This window comes from Paracoccus sp. NSM (assembly GCF_052379855.1).
In the GTDB taxonomy this organism is placed as follows: domain Bacteria; phylum Pseudomonadota; class Alphaproteobacteria; order Rhodobacterales; family Rhodobacteraceae; genus Paracoccus.
Map to the genome: position 1 here is coordinate 259,770 of NZ_JBQTCG010000004.1, position 19,373 is coordinate 279,142.

Here is a 19,373-nt window from a genome sequence, read left to right on the forward strand (position 1 = left end):
GGGCGCCAGAAAGCGTAAGGTTAAGGAATTTCCTGCATCCGGATGCCGGCATGCATTCATCGGTAAATGTATGAGTTAAAGGATGCGCAAAGAATATACCTAAGAATATTCAGCGCGAATTCGATGGTATTAAAGCATCCGAAGGTCAGCCGTTGCGCGTCGCCTTGACGCGACGGAAACGCCGCCCTCCGGCGAATCGGGACTGATCTTGCAGCTTATGCGTGTGTTGATCGGGTCAGCGGATCTGGGACGGCCGCTGCGGGGCGCAGCCATCCGTGGCTGCCCACAGGCGCAGGGGCCGGCCCGTTCCCGACAGGACGTGGCATGTCCCTGCCGCGCAGAGCCTCCAACCCGCTGTGGCGCCGGAATCGGCCAGCCAGATTTCGCGCTGCGGTGCAATGCGGGGGGTGTAGTGCCAGGCGCCGTCGCGCCAGATCGCGTCCGGGGGCGGCTCCATTCCGGCGCCTGCGCCGGTCACGCGCGCCTCGACCGGCGCCAGCCCCTCGGCGCTGACCGTCCAGCGTTCCCACCAGAGGGTCCGGCTGACGGAATGCGTCCATTCCAGCGTGAATTCGCCCGCCGCCAGCGACAGCACCGTGGCGCCGGCGGCAAGGCACAGCATCAGGCGGGCACCCGCTTGCGGCGGACGCGCAGCCAATGGGCCGCCACGAAGACCAGCGCCAGCCCGAAGCCTGCCGCATCCGATCCCGGCAGCGCCAGGATCAGCGAGACGCCCGCCGCAAGGGCCAGCAGCCGTTCGGGCAGGGTGGTGCGGTCCAGCAGGTAGCCCACCACCGCGACACCCCACAGGCCGACCCCGAGCACGGTCTTCAACAGGACAAAGGCGACCTCGACCGGGTAGCCATAGGCTTCGGCGATGGCGCCCCCGTCCTGCAGCATCAGCGATGGCGTATAGACGGCCATGAAGGGGATGATGAACCCCGCCGCCGCCAGCCGGATCGCCTGCATCGAGATCTTGAGCCCGGTCGATTTCGCGATGGGCGCCGCGGCAAAGCAGGCCAGCGCCACGGGCGGCGTCAGGTCGGCCATGATCCCGAAGTAGAAGACGAACATGTGGCTGACCAGCAGCGGCACGCCCAGCTCTTGCAGCGCCGGACCGGCGAGGGACGAGGTGATGATGTAGTTCGGGATCGTCGGGATGCCCATGCCCAGGACCAGACAGGTCAGCATGGTCAGCAGCAGCGACAGGAACAGGTTGTTCTGCCCGATGGCGATGATCGCGCCGATGAAGGTCGAGGCGATGCCCGTCAGCGTCAGCGTGCCGATCACGATGCCGACGATGGCGCATGCCATGCCCACCGGCAGCGCATTGCGTGCCCCCTGCGCCAGCGCGTCGCGGACGATGCCGACCGTGGGCCTTGCGCCTTTCAGCAGCAGGCAGGCGACCATCAGGCCCGCGATCACGATGGCCAGCAGGTTCACGCCGTAGCGCATGAAGCTGGCCGCCGCGAGGCCAAGCGCGACCCAGAACACCATCCGAAAGGCGAAAGGCCCGATCATCGCCGCCAGAGGCGTGCCGAGGATCAGCACCGTCACCAGCGCCAGCCCCATCGTGCCCGCGAAGATCGGCGTGTATCCCGCGAACAGCAGATAGACCAGCGCCGCCAGCGGCAGGACCAGCGGCCATTGATCGCGTACCGCGTGCCAAGGGTTCGGCAGCGTCTCGCGCGGCAGGCCACGCAGGTCGTCGCGCCCGGCTTGCAACCAGACCATCCAGAAGACGACGCCGAAATACAGCATGGCCGGAATGATCGCGGCCTTGACGACCTGCGCGTAGGGGACGTTCAGCGTCTCGGCCATGATGAAGGCCACGGCGCCCATGACGGGTGGCATGATCTGCCCGCCCATCGAGGCCGTCGCCTCGACGCCTCCGGCGAATGCGGGGCGGAAGCCCGATTTCTTCATCATCGGAATGGTGAACTGCCCCGAGGCCACGACATTCGCGACCCCCGAGCCCGAGATCGTCCCCATCAGCGCCGAGGACAGCGTGGCGACCTGCGCCGGGCCGCCGCGCACATGGCCGACCATGCCAAGCGCGAAATCGTTGAACAGGTTCAGCATCCCCGCCCGTTCGAGAAAGGCCGCAAAGACCACGAAGATGAAGATATAGGCGCTGCTGACATAGATCGGGCTGCCATAGATCCCTTCGGTCCCAAAGGCGAAATGCTCGACGATCTGGTCGAAGCCATAGCCGCGATGGATGAAGGGCGCGGGCAGGTGCTGGCCCAGGAAGCAATAGGCCAGGAAAATCCCCGCGATGACGGCCAGAGGCCAGCCCATCAGGCGGCGTGCGCCCTCGAAAACCAGGACGATCAGGATGGTGCCCATCACCAGATCCATCTGGTTCAGGAACCCGGTCCGGCGGATCAGCGGCGCGTATTCGACCCATTGGTAGATCCCGGTCAGAAAGCCCAGGATGCCAAGCGCCCAGAAGAACGCCTGCCCTGCCCGCGTCTTTGCGACAAGGTTGCCGATCAGCACGAAGCCCAGCAGCAAGAGAAAGCCCACATGCATCGCCCGCACGATCTGGCTGGGCAGGGTGCCGTAAGCCGCCGCCCAAAGCTGGAACAGCGAAAAGACGACCGCCAGCCAGAAGGCGATGCGGCCGGGCAGGCCGGTGCCGAAACCGGGGGGCAGGCCCTCGCTGACCTCGGCCTCGGCATGGGGGTCAAGGCGGGGCTGGGCGGCGGGCGCGGGCCCGCCGGCGGGGATGGGATCTTTCATGGCGCTCTCCGGATGATGGGACGGCCCGCGCGGGGTGCGCGGGCCGCTCGGCTTACTGGATGAGGCCGATTTCGCGGTAATACCGCTCGGCGCCCGGATGCAGCGGGATGGGCAGGCCGTCCAGCGCGGTTTCCGGGGTGATCGCCGCCGCCGCGCCGTGGGCGCTGCGCATCCGGTCGAGGTTGTCGAACATCAGCTTCGTCATCTGATAGGCGGTTTCCTCGCTGACGCCCTCATGGGTGATCAGCATGTTGCCCACCGCCGCGGTCGGAATGTCCTGATCGATCCCGGCATAGGTGCCTGCCGGGATGGTCGCGGGGACGAAGGGCTCGCCGATGGCGGTTACGACCTCTTCGGGGATCTCGACGATGGTGATGTCGTGGGTGGCCGACAGGTCCTGGATGAAGGCCACGCCCAGACCCGAGGATTGCAGCGTCGCCTGCAATTGCCGGTTCTTGATCAGCTCTGCCGATTCCGCATAGGGCAGGTATTCCACCCGGCCCAGATCGTCATAGCTCATCCCGGCTGCGGCAAAGATCGCCCGCGCGTTCAGTTCGGTCCCCGAGGCCGGGGCACCCACCGAAAGCGTCTTGCCGCGCAGGTCGTCCAGCGTCACCGCCCCCGAGTCCGCGTCGGCCACGATCTGGATGTAGTTCGGATAGATCGCCGCGATGGCGCGCAGTTCGGACAGGGGGCGGGGGAAGCCCGCTTCCTCGTTGCCTTCCCAGGCCATCTTGACGCTGTCGCCAAGGGCAAATGCGATCTCGCCCCGGCCCTGGGCCAGCAGGTTCAGGTTCTCGACGCTGGCCTTGGTGGCCTGGACCTGCGTGCGCGACCCGTCGATGCCTGCGGCATAGATTTCCGACAGCGCCACGCCAAGCGGATAATAGACCCCCGAGGTGCCCCCGGTCAGCACGTTGATGAAGTCCTGCGCCTGCGCCTGGGGCGCGGTGGCCAGAATGCCCGTCAGGGCGGCCGCCGGAACGGCGGCAGCGATGCGATGGAACATGCGATCCTCCCATGATGTTCTGGCAGGAAGGCTAGCAGCCGATGCCCTGCGAACCCACGCGCAAGTCACGGCGGCGTGACATGGGCAGGATTTCGGCAAGCCTTTGTTTTTTCTGTGTTACGAACGTCCTTCTGAACAAGGGCCGGGCGATTATCCGCCAGATCCGCAAGGCACATGGCAAAAAACCGCCCGATCACTCCGCGCGCAGGCCGTAGCGCGCGATCTTCTCGTTCAGCGTGCGGCGCGGCAGGCCCAGACGTTCGGCGGCCTGTGCGGCCACGCCCCCGGCTTCGGCCAGGGCCGAGGCGATCATCGCGGCCTCGATCGCGGCCAGCCTTTCGGGCAGGGGCGGGGCGGGGTCGGGCAGGGGGGCAGGCTCGGGCGCCAGAAGCAGACGCTGCGCCTCGGCGCGCAGTTCCGGCAGGTTGCCCGGCCAGTCATGCGCCATCAGCCGGTCCAGATCGGTGGCGCGCAGTTCCGGGGCGGGCAGGCCCAGCCTGCGCGCGGCCTCGTGCAGGCAGGCGGCCAACAATTCGGCCAGATCCTCGCGCCGGTGCCGCAGGGGCGGCAGCGTCAGCGCGGCCGCCGACAGGTGGTGGAACAGGTCGGCGCGCAGCCGCCCCTCGGCCATGGCCCGCGCGGGGTCCGGGCCGGTCCCCGCGATCAGACGCAGATCGACCGGGCGCGGCGTCAAGGCCCCGCCGCGCATCACCTCGCCCTCGCGCAGCACCGCCATCAGCCGCGCCTGAAATGCCAGCGGCAGCGCCTCGACCGAGGCGATGTAGAGCGTCCCGCCGCTGGCCTGTTCGATCCGCCCCGCCCGCGCGGCGCCGCCCGATCCGCGATCCAGCCCGAAGATCTCGGCCTCGGCCCCCGGACCGCTCAGCGCATGGGCGTCCAGCGCGACAAAGGGCTTGCGCGCCCGCCGCCCCAGATCGTGCAGACAGCGCGCAAGCGCAAGGCGGCCCGTCCCCGGCTCGCCCGACAGCATCAGATCGACCGGCAGATCGGCCAGCGCCCGCACACGCTGGCGCAGATGGCGGACCTGCGCGCTGCTGCCCGGCAACCGCGCTTCCAGCCGTTCCGACAACAGCGCAGGCCCGCCCGCCCGCGCCTGACGCCGCGCACGGCGCAAGGCGACGGCATTGTCCAGAACCTCGACAAGATGCTCGGCGCGATAGGGTTTCTCAAGGAAATCATGCGCGCCGGTTCGCATGGCAGCCACCGCGACGGGCACATCCGCATGGCCCGACAGCAGCACGACCGGCAGATCGGGGTCGCGCAGCCTGAGCGCATCCAGAACCTGCTGCCCGTCAACGCCCGGCATCCGCAGATCGGTCACCACGCAGTCGCAGCCGGGCAGGTCGAGGCCCGCCAGCGCGGCCACCGGGTCGGTGAAGGTCCGCACGGCAAAGCCCGATGCCCCCAGCCAGTCGCGTGCGGCCTCGCACAGGCCCGCCTCGTCGTCGATGAAGATGATCCTGCCGCGATCGCCCTGCATGAGATCAGCCCGCCAGCCGCTCGGGGCGGAACAGGGGCAGTTCGACCTGGGTCACGGTGCCGCCGCCCGGCCGGGGGCGAAAGCCCAGCCGCCCCTCTGCCTGATCCAGGATGCCCTGCGTGATCGACAGGCCCAGACCCAGGCCTTCGCCCGACAGTCGCGTGGTGAAAAAGGGCTCGCGGATGCGGCTTTCCATGCCCGGCGCGATGCCCGGGCCGCGATCCTCGATCACCAGGCGCAACCCGTCCTGCCCAAGGGTCAGCGCGACACCGATCGGCTCGGCGCTGCCCTGGACGGCATTGGCCTCGGCGGCGTTCAGGATCAGGTTCGTCACCGCCTGCTCGAACCGGATCGCATGGCCGCGCACCGCAGGCAGGCCGGCGGGCAGGTCCAGCACAAGGCTCTGGCCCAGTTCGCGAAGCCGGGGCGCCAGAACCTCGGCGCTGCCCACGACCACCTGCGCCAGATCGACGGCCTCGGGCGGCTCGGGGCGCTGCCTTGCGCCGAACCGCTTCAGGTTGCGAACCATCTTCTGCATCCGCACCAGCATCGCCCGCCCCGAGCCAAGGCTCGCCGCCGCCTTGTCGCCCCGCCCGGCCGCCAGATGCAGCTCTGCCGCCGCCAGCGTGCTGTCCAGCGCCGAAAGGGGCTGGCTGACCTCGTGCACGATGGTCGATGACATCCGCCCCAGCACGGCCAGCTTCGCGGCATGGACAAGGCTCTCATGGGTGCGGCGCAGATCCTCCTGCGCGCGGCGGCGCTCGTCGATCTCGCGGGCCAGGGCCTCGGTCCGCTCGGCCACGCGGCGCTCCAGCTCGGCATTCTGGTTCAGCCGCACCCGGATCAGCTGGCGCCGCTGCCACAGCCCAAGCCCAAGCGCCGATGCCAGCAACCCCGCCAGCGCGGTCGCCGCCGCGACCAGCCGCGCCTCAGCGTTGACCGGCGCCACCGGCAGCCCGGCGATGATGCGCCAGCGATCGGCCTCCAGCACGCCCTCGGCCAGATGCAGCCCCCCGTCCATCGCCTCTCGCAGCGGCGCGGCGGCGGCGATGTCCACTCCGTCATAGCGCCGCTCGGCGCCGATCCGGGCCAGCGCGGACCCGGACAGCGGGTCCAGCGGGCGATAGGCCCAATCCGCGCGACCCGACAGGAAGACGACCCCCAGATCATCGGCCAGCCCGATATCCTGCCCGGCCCCCTCCCAGGCTGCGGCCAGCCCCGCCATGTCCACCTTGGCCACGGCCACGCCAAGCGGCGAATCCGCATCCCCCACCCGCGAGGCCAGAAAATAGCCCGGCACGCCCGTCGTCACGCCGACGGCGTAATAGCGGCCCTCGCCATGCCGCATCGCATCCACGAAATAGGGGCGGAACGAATAATCATGACCGACGAAACTGCTTGGCTCGGCGTGGTTGCTGGCGGCCAGCGTCACCCCGCGCGCATCCAGCAGATAAAGCTCGTCCGCCCCCGATAGATCGCGCGCGACCTGCAGATAGCCGTTGGCCGCCTCTGCCGACCCGTCCGGCGCGGCCAGAAGATCCAGAATACGGGCATCCTCGGCAATGATGGCGGGCAGGTAACGATAGCGCTCGATCTGGGTGACGATGGCGTGCCCGGCCAGCGCGACGCGGCCCTGCAATTCCTCGTCCAGCCGCGCCAGACCGGCCTGCCGCGTGACCGATCCGGCCACGAGGCTCAGGCCCGCGACCAGAACCAGCAGCAGGGCCAGACGGGGCAGTGACCGGGATACAAGACGCGTCATGCCGTCACCATGCCATGCAAGCGCACCCAAGCAAAAGCCCCGCCTTTGCCTTGGCCAAATATCCCGGGGGGGTCGCCGCAGGCGACGGGGGCAGCGCCCCCGACCCGGCAGCCTCTCCGCGCTGTCGATGACTTCGTCGCGCCCGGCGGGCTGTTGCTGGGCGACGGGCGCGCAGTCACCGGACGTCCTTGCGATCGCGACCTAGGCCAGCCCCGCCGCGCGCATCGCCAGCCCGGCCAGCGCGGCCATGACCAGCACCGCGACCGGCCCGAGGCGCAGCGCGAAAACGGCCACCGTCGAGCCCGCGACCAGCGCCAGAGCGACAGGGTCCAGTGACGACCAGACCGGCACGTTCAACGCGGGCAGCGCGATCAGCGCCGGCCTGACCTCGGTGAAGATCACATGCAGCCCGAACCACAGCGCGAGGTTCAGGATCACCCCCACGACCGCCGCCGTGATTCCCGACAGCGCCGAGGCGATGGCGCGGTTGTCACGCAGTCTTTCGATGAAGGGCGCGCCCAGAAAGATCCACAGGAAGCACGGCACAAAGGTCACCCAGGTCGTCAGAAGCCCGCCAAGCGTGCCTGCCAGCAGCGGAGGCAACCCGCCCGCATCCCGCAAGGCGGCCATGAAGCCCACGAATTGCGTGACCATGATCAGCGGGCCGGGCGTCGTTTCGGCCATGCCCAGCCCGTCCAGCATCTCGCCGGGCATCAGCCATCCGTAATTTCGGACCGCCTCCTGCGCGACATAGGCCAGCACCGCATAGGCTCCGCCGAAGGTCACCACCGCCATCACGCTGAAGAAGCCCGCGATCCGCGAGAACACGTCCTGCGGTCCCAGCAGGACGAACAGGGCGCCCACCGGCACCAGCCAAAGCGCCAGGATCACGGCCGACAGGCGCAAGGCCCAGGGCAGGTTGACGCGGGCATGATCGGGCGTTTCCTCGCCCAGCAAGGTGTCGGCATCCGCGACCTGCGCCGCACCGGCCTTGGCCTGCCCCCCGCCGCCCCGAAAGGCCGGCAGCCTGGCCCTTGCGCCCAGAAAGCCGATCAGACCCGCCGTCAGGATGATGGCCGGAAAGGGAATGCCCAGAACGAAGATCGCCACGAAAGAGGCAGCCGCAATCCCGATCATCGCGCCGTTCTTCAGCGCCCGGCCGCCGATGCGGATCACCGCCTGCATCACGATGGCCAGCACCGCGGCCTTGAGGCCAAAGAACAACGCCTCGACCGGCCCCGCATCGCCCCAGATCGCATAGACCCATGACAGGGCCATGATCGACACCAGGCCGGGCAGCACGAACAGCAGCCCCGCGATCACGCCGCCAAGGGTCCGGTGCATCAGCCAGCCGATATAGACGGCCAGCTGCATCGCCTCGGGTCCGGGCAGCAGCATGCAGTAATTCAGCGCGTGCAGAAACCGCTTCTCGCCCAGCCAGCGGTTTTCCTCGACCAGGATGCGGTGCATCAGCGCGATCTGCCCGGCCGGGCCGCCGAAGCTGAGCAGGCCGATCCGCGCCCAGACACGGACAGCCTCGGAGAGGGTGGGATAAGGCCGGTCGCGCATTATCTCTGCCCTCTGCCGCCACGCGTCACCGCGAAGCTATCGGTCAGCCCCCGGCCGAGGTCAAGAAGCCCCTAGCCGGCCAAGCGCCGCATCAGCCCCCGCATCGCCGAGCCTTGCCCAAAGGGCAGCCAGCGCCGCCGCGCGGTCAGCAGGAACAGCACAAACCCCGCCGTGATGATGGCCAGCGCCGCGCCGGTTTGTCCCAACTGGATCAGCGACAGGCCGATCAGCATGATTGCCAGCCCCGCCGCCATTCCGGCGGGCTGGCGGCTGTAGCGCGCCCCGCAATTGGCACAGGTCGCGCAATCCGGATCGGCCTCGTGGCCGCAGCAGGTGCAATACATCGCGATCATCCCGACAATCGGCAGACGGGATCACGCGGCGGAAGGCCTGCCACAATCCCGGCTGTGATTTCAAACTGAACCGAACAGTTCGCATATGGGGGTATATGGCAATGTTGCGGCCAAGTGCAAGCGCACGGGGCCTGTCAGGACGGGCGGCAGGGCAGGGATTTACACGATCTGCAAATTCTGGCTAGGTCGCGTCATCGAACCAAGGACGCGCGACGTGACATCCGGCCCATCATCTCCGCTGCGGGGCATCCTGCTGAAATGCGCTTCTGTCACGGTCTTCACGGTGATGGCGGCGCTGGTCAAGACGACCTCGGCGCCCGAGATCGGCGTGCCGCCGGGGCAGCAAGTCTTTTTCCGCTCGATCTTTGCGGTGCCGGTGATCCTGGCCTGGCTGGTCTGGCGGCGGGAATGGCGCGGCGGGCTATACAGCGCGCGGCCCATGGGGCATGTCTATCGCGGGCTTGCGGGCACGGCGGCGATGGGCTTCGGCTTCTGGGCGCTGGCGCTTCTGTCGCTGCCCGAGGCGACGGCGATCGGCTACGCCTCGCCGCTGCTGGTCGTGGTCTTTGCGGGGATGTTTCTGGGCGAGGACGTGCGGGCCTTTCGCCTTGGCATGGTCGCGCTTGGGCTTTGCGGGGTGCTGATCGTGTTGTCGCCGCAGTTGGGCGCGGGCGCGGGTGACGCCGATCCGGTGCGAATGCTGGGGGCCATGGTCGCGCTGACCGGCGCGATCTGCACGGCGCTGGCGATGATCTTCGTGCGCAAGCTGGTCCAGGTCGAGCGCACCTCGGCCATCGTCTTCTGGTTCTCGATCACGGCGTCGGGGCTGTCCCTGCTGACGCTGCCCTTCGGCTGGGTGCTGCCCGACCTGCCGACGCTGGCGCTGTTGGTGACGACGGGGCTGCTGGGCGGGGTGGGGCAGATCCTGCTGACCTCGGCCTATCGTCATGCCGATGCCTCGGTCGTCGCGCCGTTCGATTACGTCTCGATGCTGCTGGCCGTCGCCATCGGCTGGTGGTTCTTTGCCGAAGTGCCGGGCCTGCCGGTGATCGCGGGCGCGGCCATCGTGATCCTGGCCGGGATCATGATCATCTGGCGCGAACGCCGTCTGGGGCTTGAACGCGCGGGCCAGCGCAAGGCCAGCACGCCGCAGGGCTAGAAGGGCTTGCGGACGCCCCGCATCCGGCATCAGATCGCGCAAAGCGATAACGGACCCTGACCCATGACCCAGACGCCCCCGACCGACCGGATCACGGATTTCGGCACCCTGCCCGACGGGCGCAGGGTCGAGGCCATCACCTTGGCCGGGGGCGGCCTGCGCGCGCGGGTTCTGACGCTAGGCGCCATCGTGCAGGATCTGCGGCTGGACAGCGTCGCGCATCCGCTGGTTCTGGGCTGCGAGACGCCCGAGGACTATCTGGGTCCCGGCCGCTATCTGGGCGCCATCGTGGGCCGCTATGGCAACCGCATCGGCGGGGCGCGCATGGTGCTGGACGGGCAGAGCCACGCGCTGGACGCCAATTTCCTCGGGCGCCACACGCTGCATGGCGGCAGCCAAGGCACCGACACGATGGTCTGGCGGATCGAGACGCTGCAGCCAGCCTCGGTCACGCTGTCGCTGACGCTGCCTGATGGGCATATGGGCTTTCCGGGTCAGCTGGACATCACCGCGCGGATCGCGCTGGCCGACCGGACGCTGCGTATCACGCTGGAGGCGCGGACCGACAAGGCCACCCCTTGCAGCCTGACCCATCACGGCTATTTCGACCTCGACGGGCTGGGTGATATCCGCGACCACAGGCTGCGGATCGCGGCGCAGCATTACCTGCCCGTCGATGCCGAATTGATCCCCGATGGCCGTATCCTGCCTGTGGCGGACACGCCCTTTGATTTCCGCGCCGACCGGCCGGTCGGACAGGTCGGGGCGCTGGATCACAATTTCTGCCTGTCGCCCGCACCCACGCCCCTGCGCCCCGTCGCATGGCTGGCCGGTCGCAGCGGGCTGAGCCTTGAGGTGCGGACCACCTGCTGCGGGCTTCAGGTCTATGACGGGGCGCATCTCGACGGCGTCCCGGGTCTTGGCGGGCGTCGCTACGGCCCCCATGCGGGCATCGCGCTCGAGGCGCAGCACTGGCCTGACGCCCCGAACCGCCCGGGCTTTCCCGACGCGATCCTCAGGCCCGGCGAGGTCTGGCAGTCCGTGACCGAATACCGCCTGACGCAGGCGTGACCCCCGCCGCGTCCGCCCGGCATGGACGCCGCGCCGGGTTCGGGCGAACATGGCGTCGGGTGCAAGAGGCGGCGATGATGGGGCGAAGGGCGGGCCGGAACCGGCGACGCGGCAGTTACGGGTTTCGGCTGCAGATGGCCTTTGCCGCGCTGGCGGGGCTGGCCCTGCTGATGGCGGTGCTGGGCTGGCACATCCTGCGCGAGGCCGAGCATCGCGTCCTGCGCGGGCGCATCGCCAGCGACATCTACGCCACGCTGCTGATGTTCGCCGAGGACAAGACCGAGCTGCGCAACTGGAGCTATCGCCGCATCCTGGGCCAGCCCGCCCCGCCCGAGACGCGCGAGGCGCTGATCGGCCGCCTCGAGGCGCATCTGCGCGATTACAGCGCGCTGGTCCTCGAGGCCCGCGCAGCCGACGCCCTGCGTGGCAAACCCCCCGCCGAGGCCGCGGCCCGCGACCGCACCCGCGCCCTGCTGGCTGTGGCACTGGACCGGCTGAATGCCGAGACCGGGGCGCTGCTTCCGGCCCGCCCAAGGGCCAAGGGCGTGGCGATCCAGCGCATCGACCGCCAGTTCGACGGCCGCTTCGGCGACATGGCCGACGCGGACCTGCCCGCACTTCTGGCGCAGAGCCTGGCCGCCGAGCGCGCGGCGCTGGATATGGACCGCCTGCGCGCGGATGAGGGCCTGGCGGGCGCGCGGCGGCTGTTCCTGATCGCGGCGGGCAGCGGCGTGGCCGGCAGCCTTGCGCTGGCCCTGTGGCTGGTCGCGCGCCTGCGCGGTCCCCTGCGGCGCATCGAGGAGGGTCTGGGCGCCTATGCGCGGGGCGATTTCAGCCACCGCTTCGACGGCTTCCGCGACCGCGAATTCATCCGCCTTGGCCGCCAGCTGAACGTGATGGCCGCCGAGGTCACCCAGAACCGCCAGCGCGAGGCGCGCTTTCGCGGCCAACTGGAAGAGGCGGTCGAGGCGCGGACCGGCGAACTGCGCCATGCGCTGGACGAGCTTGCGGCCTCGGAACAGGCGCGCCAGCAGCTTGTCGCGGATATCGGCCATGAATTGCGCACCCCCGTCACCGTGATCCGGGGCGAGGCGCAGGTGGCCCTGCGCGCGCCGGACGCCGAGTCCCCACGCGCCGCGCTGACGCGCATCGTCGCGGTGACGCGCCAGATGGGCCGCCTGATCGAGGATCTGTTGACCTTCGTGCGCGACCCGCGCGGCCCCCTGTCGGTCGATCCGCAGCCCGTGCGGCTCGCGCCGCTTCTGTCCCGCGCGGTCGAGGGCGCGCGCGGGCAGGGCCTGCCGCGACAGGTGACGGTCGCGCTGAAGCCTCTGCCCGAGGGATGCACCGTCCTGGCCGATCCCGACCGGTTGCAGCAGATCGTAGCCGCGCTGCTGGACAATGCGGTGCGCTACTCGCATCCGGGCGGCGAGGTCACCGTGGCCGTGCGGCAGGGACCGGCCGCCCTGACGCTGCATGTCTGCGACCGGGGCATCGGCATCGCGCCGGGTGACCTGGCGCGGGCTTTCACGCGCGGCTGGCGGGGCGACGCCGCGCGGCGGCACCGGCCTGACGGCCTTGGTCTTGGGCTTGCCATCGCGCAGGATCTTGCGCAGGCGCAAGGCGGGCGGCTGGTCCTGCACGCGAACGCTCCGCAGGGCGTCGAAGCGGTGCTGACGCTGCCCCGCCCGCCGCAGATCGGAGGTTAGGCCATGGACATCCTGCTGATCGAGGACGACCCCCGGGTTGCCGACTTTCTGATGCGTGGCCTTCAGGCCGAGGGATATGCCGTCCAGCACCGCGCCTGCGGGCAGACCGGGCTGATCGCCGCCGAGGGTTTTGCCCGCGATTGCCGCACGCGCGGCGCGTCGGGCGTGGTGGTGCTGGACGTGCTGCTGCCGGGCATGGACGGGCTGACCCTGTGCCAGGCGCTGCGGCAGCGCGGCCATGACGTGCCGATCCTGATGCTGAGCGCGCTTGGCGAAAGCCATGAACGCACCGACGGGCTGAGGCGCGGCGCCGATGATTACCTGCCCAAGCCCTTTGATTTCGACGAATTGCTGGCCCGGATCGAGGCGCTGATGCGCCGGGCGGGCCGCCCGCTGGACCGCGCGCTGCCGCGGATCGGGGCGGTCACGCTGGACCGCCGCCTGCCGGCGCTGCGCCTTGGCGCGCAAGAGGTCGCGCTGACCGCGCGCGAACTGGCGCTGATCGAATTGCTGTTGGCGGCGCGGGGCGCGACGGTCAGCCGCGAGCGTATCCTGGCGCGCGTCTGGCAGGCCGATCGCGACCCGCTGACCAATGTGGTCGATGTCTATGTCAGCCGCCTGCGCCGCAAGCTGGCAGGGCTGGACCCGAGGCTGGGCATCCTTGCGGTGCGCGGCCTCGGCTATCGCCTGCCCCTGCCCGAAGGCGGGACGGCCGAGGATCACTCGGCGCTGTAGGGCAGCGAGGAATGGTGCAGCACGATCCGCAGATCGCCCGCCTCGTCACGCTGGAAGCCCCAGGTCTTGTCCACCGTCGTCACCGCGCCGTCGGGACCGGTGATATGGACATGGCCCATCGTCATCGCGGTGTCGCCGCTGATGAAGATCGCAGCGTTCTCGATTTCGACCTCGGTCCAGCCCTTCAGCGCAAAGCCCGTGTCCTCGGCAAAGCTGTCGTCATGGCCCACGAAATAGGCCAGCGCGCCTTCGCGCGTGGTGCGGAAGGTCTGGGGCGCTTCGGCCAGGGTCGGCTTGAAAAGGACCGGGCCAAGCTCATAGCCGTAGGCCGCGTCCAGCACGGCCTCGGCGGTGGCGCGGGCCTGGTCGATGCCGCCTTCGGCGAAATCGGCCGAAATCTGGACCAGCGCGTCGCCCCAGGCCTGCTGCGCGGCCTCGACTTCGGCCTGTGTGATGGCGGCGTCGATCTTGGTGGCGGTCACGGCCATGGCCGCGCCGGGCAGGGTCAGGATCGCGGCGCCAAGGGTTATCATGCGAAGGGTCATCGTGGTTCTCCTCTGTCGGCCCGCAGCCTCTCTGCGGGAATGAAGGGAAAATGGGCGCCGGGTCTGAAACCTGCCTGACCTGAACATGAACGGAAGATGAAAAGCGGGCCCGCGGCCTTTTCCGCAAGACAAGGTGCCGGGCGGGGCCGTCCCGCCCGGCATCCGCATCAGGCCGCCATCGGCTTGGCCGTCACCAGCTGGTCGGCGGGCAGGCTCTCTCCGTTCAGCAGGCGCTGGACGATCCGCGTCGAGGCCGGGTCGGCATCCAGCGTCGAGGTCACGTCGATGGCCAGGATGTTGAAGTCGATGGACTGGTCCACCCGCAGCATCCCACGGATCGAGGCGATCCCCTCGGCCGGATTGTCCGGGTCGGCCGCGAAGGTCATCGCGTCGTCGCCGGCGCTGCCATATTCGTTGATCCAGGAACAGATCGTGCCCGCATCCGCCGAATGGCGTGTCTTGCCGTTCACGGGATGCTCGAAATTCGCCTCGCTCTTGCCCTTCAGCCGGATCTTCGCCGAATAGGGCGAGGTCAGCGCGCTGCGGTCGGCCAGGACCAGCAGCTTGTAGGCCCGACCCTGCGGCACCTTCAGCGGAATGCTGGCGGTGAAGGTCTTGACCTCGGTCCGGGTGACGGCCTGCGTCTCGGTCCAGGAATAGGCGTATTCAAAGGACAGGGTCGTCTCGGATGCCACTTCGATCAGCTTGATCGTGCCCTTCGCCACGATCTTCTCGGAAAGGCTGGACTTGACCGAGTGGGTATGGCTGCTTGTCGTGGCGACGGTGTTCGTCACCTGCCAGCTCAGCGTGTTGGTGGCCGGTGAATCGTTCAGCAGCCCGGCGCGGTTGTCCAGCGTCGTGGACAAGGCCAGATCCTTGGTGCGGTTGACGCTGGCCTGGCCCGGCTCGAAGACCAGATCGGTCATCAGGATGTCGCTCAGCCCGCCGAACAGGCCCGGCGAATTGTCCGGGCCCTGCCGGAACCAGCGCCCCGCCACCGGGTCGCTTTCGGTCTGAAGCCGGTTCTGCCATGCGTCGATCAGGTAGGCCCCGATCACGTTGGTTTCCAGATATTGCAGTGTCATGGTTGCCCTCTCCCTGTCATCGGCCCGTCGGGGCCTTGCGCGTCACGAAATCTCGGTCAGGCCCAGATCGTTGCTGAGCGTGGTGCCGCTGATGTTGTAATGGGCGACCGAGGTGTTGCCCTTTTCATAGAGAAAGGCGCGCTTGGCCTCGTTGTCGGTGCCCCAGACGACGAAGGCATGCATGTAGACCATCGCGCCGTCCGGCACGCCCAGATCGCCGGGGTCGCGCGTGTCGGTGAAGCCAAGCGTGATGTCGTGGCCCTGGCGGCTGAGCTGCTTGTTGCCCTCGTCATCCAGATAGCTGAACTGGATGCGCGTCACGAAGCCGCCCGAATTCTTCAGCGACATCTTTCCGATCTTTTGCAGAGGCATGGGTTCTCTCCTGTCAGGGGCGGCGCGATGGCCGCGCTTCATGCAGGGCGGTTTGTTCCGCCTGCAACCCAAGATTGCCCCAAAGGAAAGAAAGCTCGTGTTACGCACGAAACACCACGCGACGGGGGCGGCGTTTTTTCCGGCCGGTCAGGCGCCGGTGCTGGCGCGCGGCAGAAGGGCCGGCGTGATCGCCACGGTGGCTGGTTCGGACAGGCGGCCGTCCAGCGCCGACAGGATCAGCGCGGCGGCCTCCAGCCCGATCCGCAGCGGAAAGGGGTTCACCGTGGTCAGGGCGGGGACACAGATCGGCGCGATCTCGTATTCGCCGAAACCGGCGATGGCCACGCGATCCGGCACCGCGATGCCGCGCCGCTGGCATTCGGTCAGCGCGCCGAAGGCCGAAAGGTCCGACACGCAGACGACCCCGTCCGTGTCGGGCATCCGCATCAGCAGATCCGCCATCGCCGCCGCGCCCTCGGCCATCGAGATGGGGGGCGTGCCCGCATCGACCAGCCGGCTCGCGTCCAGCCCGTGGCGCTGCATCGCGGCTACGAAACCGCGCCGCCGGTCAAGGCCGCGCGTGTCGCGCGCCGTGTCGCCGCCGATGAAGGCGATCCGCTGGCGGCCCTGCGCGACAAGGTGATCGACCAGCCCGCCCACCGCCGCCGCGTTGGAAAAGCCCACCACGTGCCCGATGGGGCGGGCGGGCAGATCCCAGATCTCGACCACGGGGATGGCGGCCTTTTCCAGCAGGTTGCGGGCGCGGTCGGTATGGGTGCCGCCGGTGACGACCATCGCCTCGGGGCGGCGACGCAGAAGCTGGGCGATCAGCTGTTCCTCGGCGGCGATGTCGTAATCGGTGTAACCCAGCAGGATCTGCAAGCCACGCGCGCGCAGCCCGTCGGAAAGGCCCCGCACGGTATCGGCAAAGTTCGCGTTGTTGATCGAGGGGATCGTGACCGCAACGAAATCGCTGCGTTGCGACCGCAGCGCCGAGGCGGTGCTGTCGAACACATAGCCCAGCTCGTCCGCCGCCCGCAGCACCGCCGCCCGCGCCGTCTCGCTGACCGAGCCGTCGGCCTTGAAGGTCCGGCTGACGGTCATGGGCGAGACCCCGGCCAGCCGGGCAATGTCGATCATGGTGGGCGCGCGGCGCGGCAATTCGTGATGTCCCCCTGAGGTCGGTCCCTGATTATGGACAGGATCGGGAACGGCTTTTCAAGCGGTCAGAGGGTGGTCATGGGCCGTGGTGACGTGATGATGGATGCGCCCGGTGAAGAAGCGCGCCAGAACGGCCTCGGTCGCGGCCTTGGCACGGCTGCGGGCGGAGCTGGCCAGCGCGGCCTCGACCGTGGCAAGGTCGGGATAGCTGATCGCCAGCACCATCGGGATTTCAGGCGCGCCCTCGTCGCGGAACTCGGCAAAGCTGACGCGGACGGCCAGGGCACCCGGAAAGCTTTTCCATTCCGGCAGGACCTCGGTCAGGACGGCCTGACGAAAGGCGTCCTGCTGGCCATCATGGACGCGGCCCTCGAACAGGGCGTAGCGGGTGATCATCGTGTCGGTTCCTTGGCCAGAGGGTTGGGGAAGAATTCCATCAGCGCTGCCTGATCCTCGGCCCCCAGACCGCGCGCGGTCAGCAGGCGGTGAACCTCGGCGCAAAGCGCGGTCAGGGGCATGGGCGTGTGGCTGGCGCGGGCCAGATCCTGCGCGCCGTTCAGGTCCTTGACCATGTTGTCGATGCGTCCCGTGGGCCGATAATCGCGCGCGGCGAAACGGGGCATGTATTCCTGCAGGATCGCGCTGTCGGCCCGCCCGCCCGCAAGGGCCTGCGGGATGCGGGTGGCGTCCACGCCCGCGGCCTCGGCCAGGGCGGTCGCCTCGGCCACGGCCAGAAAGTTCAGCCCGCAGAGGATCTGGTTGATCAGCTTGGTCGTCTGCCCCGCGCCCGCCTCCCCCATCCGGGTCTGGTTCGAGGCGACGCGGGCCAGAACCTGCTGCGCCTCGGTCACGTCCTCGGGGCTGCCGCCCTGCATCAGCGTCAGTTGCCCGATGGCCGCCTTGGGCGCGCCGCCCGAAAGCGGGCTGTCCACCCAACGCAGCCCGCGCTCTGCCGCGTCGCGGGCCAGCGCCTCGGTGGCATGCGGGTCGATCGAGGACATGTCGATGATCAGCGCGCCGGGTGCCGCGCCCTCGGCCACGCCGCCCGGCCCGAACACCGCCGCCCGGACGATGGCGGGCGCGTTGAGCGACAGGATCACGGCGCGCGCGCCCGTCGCGGCCTCGGCGGCGCTGGCGCAGGTTGTCGCGCCAAGCTCGGTCAAGGGTTCCAGCCGGGCGGGGTTCAGGTCGAAGACCCGCAGTGCGGTGCCGGTCGCGACCAGCCGCTCGCCGATCGCGCCGCCCATCGCGCCCGCGCCGATCAAAGCGATTGGGGTCTGGCTCATGCGTCCGGTCCTTGAAGTGCGGCCGCCGCGATCCCGACCAGATCGGCCAGCGGCAGGGTGATGTCCAGCGCCACGGCCTCGTCCGGGCCGGGCGGTTCAAGCGTGGCGAACTGGCTGTCCAGCAAGGCGGGGGGCATGTAATGCCCTTGCCGGGCCTGCATGCGTGCCGCGATCACCTCTTGCGGGCCGGTCAAGTGCAGGAAGTGCACCCGCCCCCCGGCCCCGGCCCTCAGACGGTCGCGATAGGCGCGCCTGAGCGCCGAGCAGCCCAGGATCACCGGCGCGCGCGCGTTCAGCGTCTGCGCCACAAGGTCCAGCCACGGCCAGCGGTCGTCATCGGTCAAGGGAATGCCCGCCGCCATCTTGGCGACATTGGCCTCGGGGTGCAGGTCGTCGCCGTCCAGATAGGGAATGCCCAACCGGTCAGACAGGGCCGTCCCCAGGCTGGTCTTGCCCGTCCCCGAGACCCCCATGATCACCACGCGCAGGCTCATAGCGAGGCCGTGATGCCGCCATCGACATAAAGGACGTGGCCGTTGACGAAACTGGCCGCGTCCGACGCCAGAAAGACGCAGGCGCCGACCAGTTCCTCGACGCGGCCCCACCGACCTGCGGGGGTGCGCTTTTCCAGCCAGGTGCAGAAATCGGCATCGGCCACCAGCGCGGCGTTCAGCGGCGTGTCGAAATAGCCCGGCGCGATGGCGTTGCATTGCAGCCCGTGGCGCGCCCAATCGGTCGCCATGCCCTTGGTCAGGTTGCCGACCGCGCCCTTGGTCGCCGTGTAGGGCGCGATCGAAGGCCGGGCCAGCGCGGTCTGGACGCTGGCAATGTTGATGATCCGCCCGCGTCCGCGCGCGATCATGTGACGCGCGACGGCCTGACCCACGTTGAACACGCTGGCCACATTGGTCTGAAGCAGCCGCTGGAAGGCGTCGGCGGGGAAATCCTCAAGCGGCGCGCGGAACTGCATCCCGGCATTGTTGACCAGAATGTCAATGGCGCCATGCTCGGCCTCGAATGCGTCGATGGCGCGGCGGGCGGCGTCGTGATCGGTCACGTCGAAGGGCAGGGGATGCGCGCCGTCGATCCCTGCGGTCGCCTCGGCCAGCCGCGCAGGGTCGCGTCCGTTCAGGACGATCCCGGCCCCTGCTTCGGCCAGACCGCGCGCAAGGGCCAGCCCGATCCCCTGCGACGACCCCGTGATCAGCGCCCGGCGCCCGGTCAGATCGAAAAGCGGGTGGGTCATGGCGGCCTCGGGCTTCTTTGGTGATGGACAAGCTAAGCTCCAAGTGAATATGTTATCGTTACCAG

The 19,373-nt window shown here is 69.1% G+C and carries 19 protein-coding genes; 4 read left to right on the forward strand and 15 right to left on the reverse strand.

The features are described 5' to 3' along the window. Window positions 1-235: 235 nt before the first annotated feature. From ACTZWU_RS09455 to ACTZWU_RS09485, 7 genes are all read right to left on the reverse strand, one after another. Entirely contained in the window at window positions 236-622 is a 387-nt protein-coding gene (locus ACTZWU_RS09455) for a DUF1850 domain-containing protein (RefSeq protein WP_444737105.1), read from the reverse strand. After that, on the reverse strand, window positions 622-2,745 hold the full coding sequence (locus ACTZWU_RS09460; protein ID WP_444737106.1) for a TRAP transporter permease: 2,124 nt from the start codon (window positions 2,743-2,745) through the stop codon (window positions 622-624). Before ACTZWU_RS09460 ends, ACTZWU_RS09455 begins: the two co-directional genes overlap by 1 nt. A 52-nt stretch (window positions 2,746-2,797) precedes the next feature. Continuing rightward, on the reverse strand, window positions 2,798-3,754 hold the full coding sequence (locus ACTZWU_RS09465) for a TAXI family TRAP transporter solute-binding subunit (RefSeq protein WP_444737107.1): 957 nt from the start codon (window positions 3,752-3,754) through the stop codon (window positions 2,798-2,800). Between the two features lie 193 nt (window positions 3,755-3,947). Continuing rightward, window positions 3,948-5,255 (reverse strand): sigma-54-dependent transcriptional regulator, encoded by a 1,308-nt coding sequence (locus tag ACTZWU_RS09470; protein ID WP_444737108.1) that lies wholly within the window; start codon window positions 5,253-5,255, stop codon window positions 3,948-3,950. A 4-nt stretch (window positions 5,256-5,259) separates the two neighbouring features. Then, complete coding sequence (locus ACTZWU_RS09475) at window positions 5,260-7,017, reverse strand: sensor histidine kinase (protein WP_444737109.1); 1,758 nt, start codon at window positions 7,015-7,017, stop codon at window positions 5,260-5,262. A 201-nt stretch (window positions 7,018-7,218) separates the two neighbouring features. Further along, window positions 7,219-8,586: a chromate efflux transporter gene (chrA, locus tag ACTZWU_RS09480; protein WP_444737110.1), complete on the reverse strand. Its 1,368-nt coding sequence runs from the start codon at window positions 8,584-8,586 to the stop codon at window positions 7,219-7,221. Window positions 8,587-8,657: 71 nt separating this feature from the next. After that, entirely contained in the window at window positions 8,658-8,930 is a 273-nt protein-coding gene (locus ACTZWU_RS09485) for a hypothetical protein (RefSeq protein WP_444737111.1), read from the reverse strand. Window positions 8,931-9,153: 223 nt separating this feature from the next. On the opposite strand from ACTZWU_RS09485, the gene ACTZWU_RS09490 reads away from it, so the two are divergent. From ACTZWU_RS09490 to ACTZWU_RS09505, 4 genes are all read left to right on the forward strand, one after another. Beyond that, the gene (locus ACTZWU_RS09490) at window positions 9,154-10,098 is read left to right on the forward strand and encodes a DMT family transporter (protein ID WP_444737112.1); all 945 of its coding nucleotides are present in this window, start codon (window positions 9,154-9,156) and stop codon (window positions 10,096-10,098) included. A gap of 63 nt (window positions 10,099-10,161) precedes the next feature. Continuing rightward, window positions 10,162-11,169 (forward strand): aldose epimerase family protein, encoded by a 1,008-nt coding sequence (locus ACTZWU_RS09495; protein WP_444737113.1) that lies wholly within the window; start codon window positions 10,162-10,164, stop codon window positions 11,167-11,169. Window positions 11,170-11,243: 74 nt separating this feature from the next. Then, window positions 11,244-12,878 (forward strand): sensor histidine kinase, encoded by a 1,635-nt coding sequence (locus ACTZWU_RS09500; RefSeq protein WP_444737114.1) that lies wholly within the window; start codon window positions 11,244-11,246, stop codon window positions 12,876-12,878. A 3-nt stretch (window positions 12,879-12,881) separates the two neighbouring features. Then, window positions 12,882-13,613 carry a response regulator transcription factor gene (locus ACTZWU_RS09505; RefSeq protein WP_444737115.1) on the forward strand — a complete coding sequence of 244 codons (732 nt, stop codon included), beginning with the start codon at window positions 12,882-12,884 and terminating at the stop codon, window positions 13,611-13,613. Here the strand turns inward: ACTZWU_RS09505 and ACTZWU_RS09510 are convergent. From ACTZWU_RS09510 to ACTZWU_RS09545, 8 genes are all read right to left on the reverse strand, one after another. Continuing rightward, a complete protein-coding gene (locus tag ACTZWU_RS09510) occupies window positions 13,598-14,158 on the reverse strand; it encodes a phosphoribosyl-AMP cyclohydrolase (protein WP_444737116.1) in 561 nt (186 codons plus the stop codon). The two genes, ACTZWU_RS09505 and ACTZWU_RS09510, sit on opposite strands and share 16 nt — an antisense overlap. 167 nt (window positions 14,159-14,325) lie before the next feature. After that, complete coding sequence (locus ACTZWU_RS09515; protein ID WP_444737117.1) at window positions 14,326-15,243, reverse strand: ETX/MTX2 family pore-forming toxin; 918 nt, start codon at window positions 15,241-15,243, stop codon at window positions 14,326-14,328. 42 nt (window positions 15,244-15,285) lie between these two features. Continuing rightward, window positions 15,286-15,591 (reverse strand): hypothetical protein, encoded by a 306-nt coding sequence (locus ACTZWU_RS09520; RefSeq protein WP_444737118.1) that lies wholly within the window; start codon window positions 15,589-15,591, stop codon window positions 15,286-15,288. 171 nt (window positions 15,592-15,762) lie between these two features. After that, a complete protein-coding gene (locus ACTZWU_RS09525; RefSeq protein WP_444737119.1) occupies window positions 15,763-16,755 on the reverse strand; it encodes a LacI family DNA-binding transcriptional regulator in 993 nt (330 codons plus the stop codon). Between the two features lie 78 nt (window positions 16,756-16,833). Further along, the gene (locus ACTZWU_RS09530) at window positions 16,834-17,172 is read right to left on the reverse strand and encodes a hypothetical protein (RefSeq protein ID WP_444737120.1); all 339 of its coding nucleotides are present in this window, start codon (window positions 17,170-17,172) and stop codon (window positions 16,834-16,836) included. Continuing rightward, entirely contained in the window at window positions 17,169-18,062 is an 894-nt protein-coding gene (locus tag ACTZWU_RS09535) for an NAD(P)-dependent oxidoreductase (protein ID WP_444737121.1), read from the reverse strand. The genes ACTZWU_RS09530 and ACTZWU_RS09535 overlap by 4 nt, the downstream gene beginning before the upstream one ends. Then, window positions 18,059-18,556 (reverse strand): gluconokinase, encoded by a 498-nt coding sequence (locus ACTZWU_RS09540; RefSeq protein ID WP_444737122.1) that lies wholly within the window; start codon window positions 18,554-18,556, stop codon window positions 18,059-18,061. Before ACTZWU_RS09540 ends, ACTZWU_RS09535 begins: the two co-directional genes overlap by 4 nt. Next, window positions 18,553-19,308, reverse strand: coding sequence for an SDR family oxidoreductase (locus tag ACTZWU_RS09545; protein WP_444737123.1), 756 nt, complete (start codon window positions 19,306-19,308; stop codon window positions 18,553-18,555). The genes ACTZWU_RS09540 and ACTZWU_RS09545 overlap by 4 nt, the downstream gene beginning before the upstream one ends. Window positions 19,309-19,373: the final 65 nt, after the last annotated feature.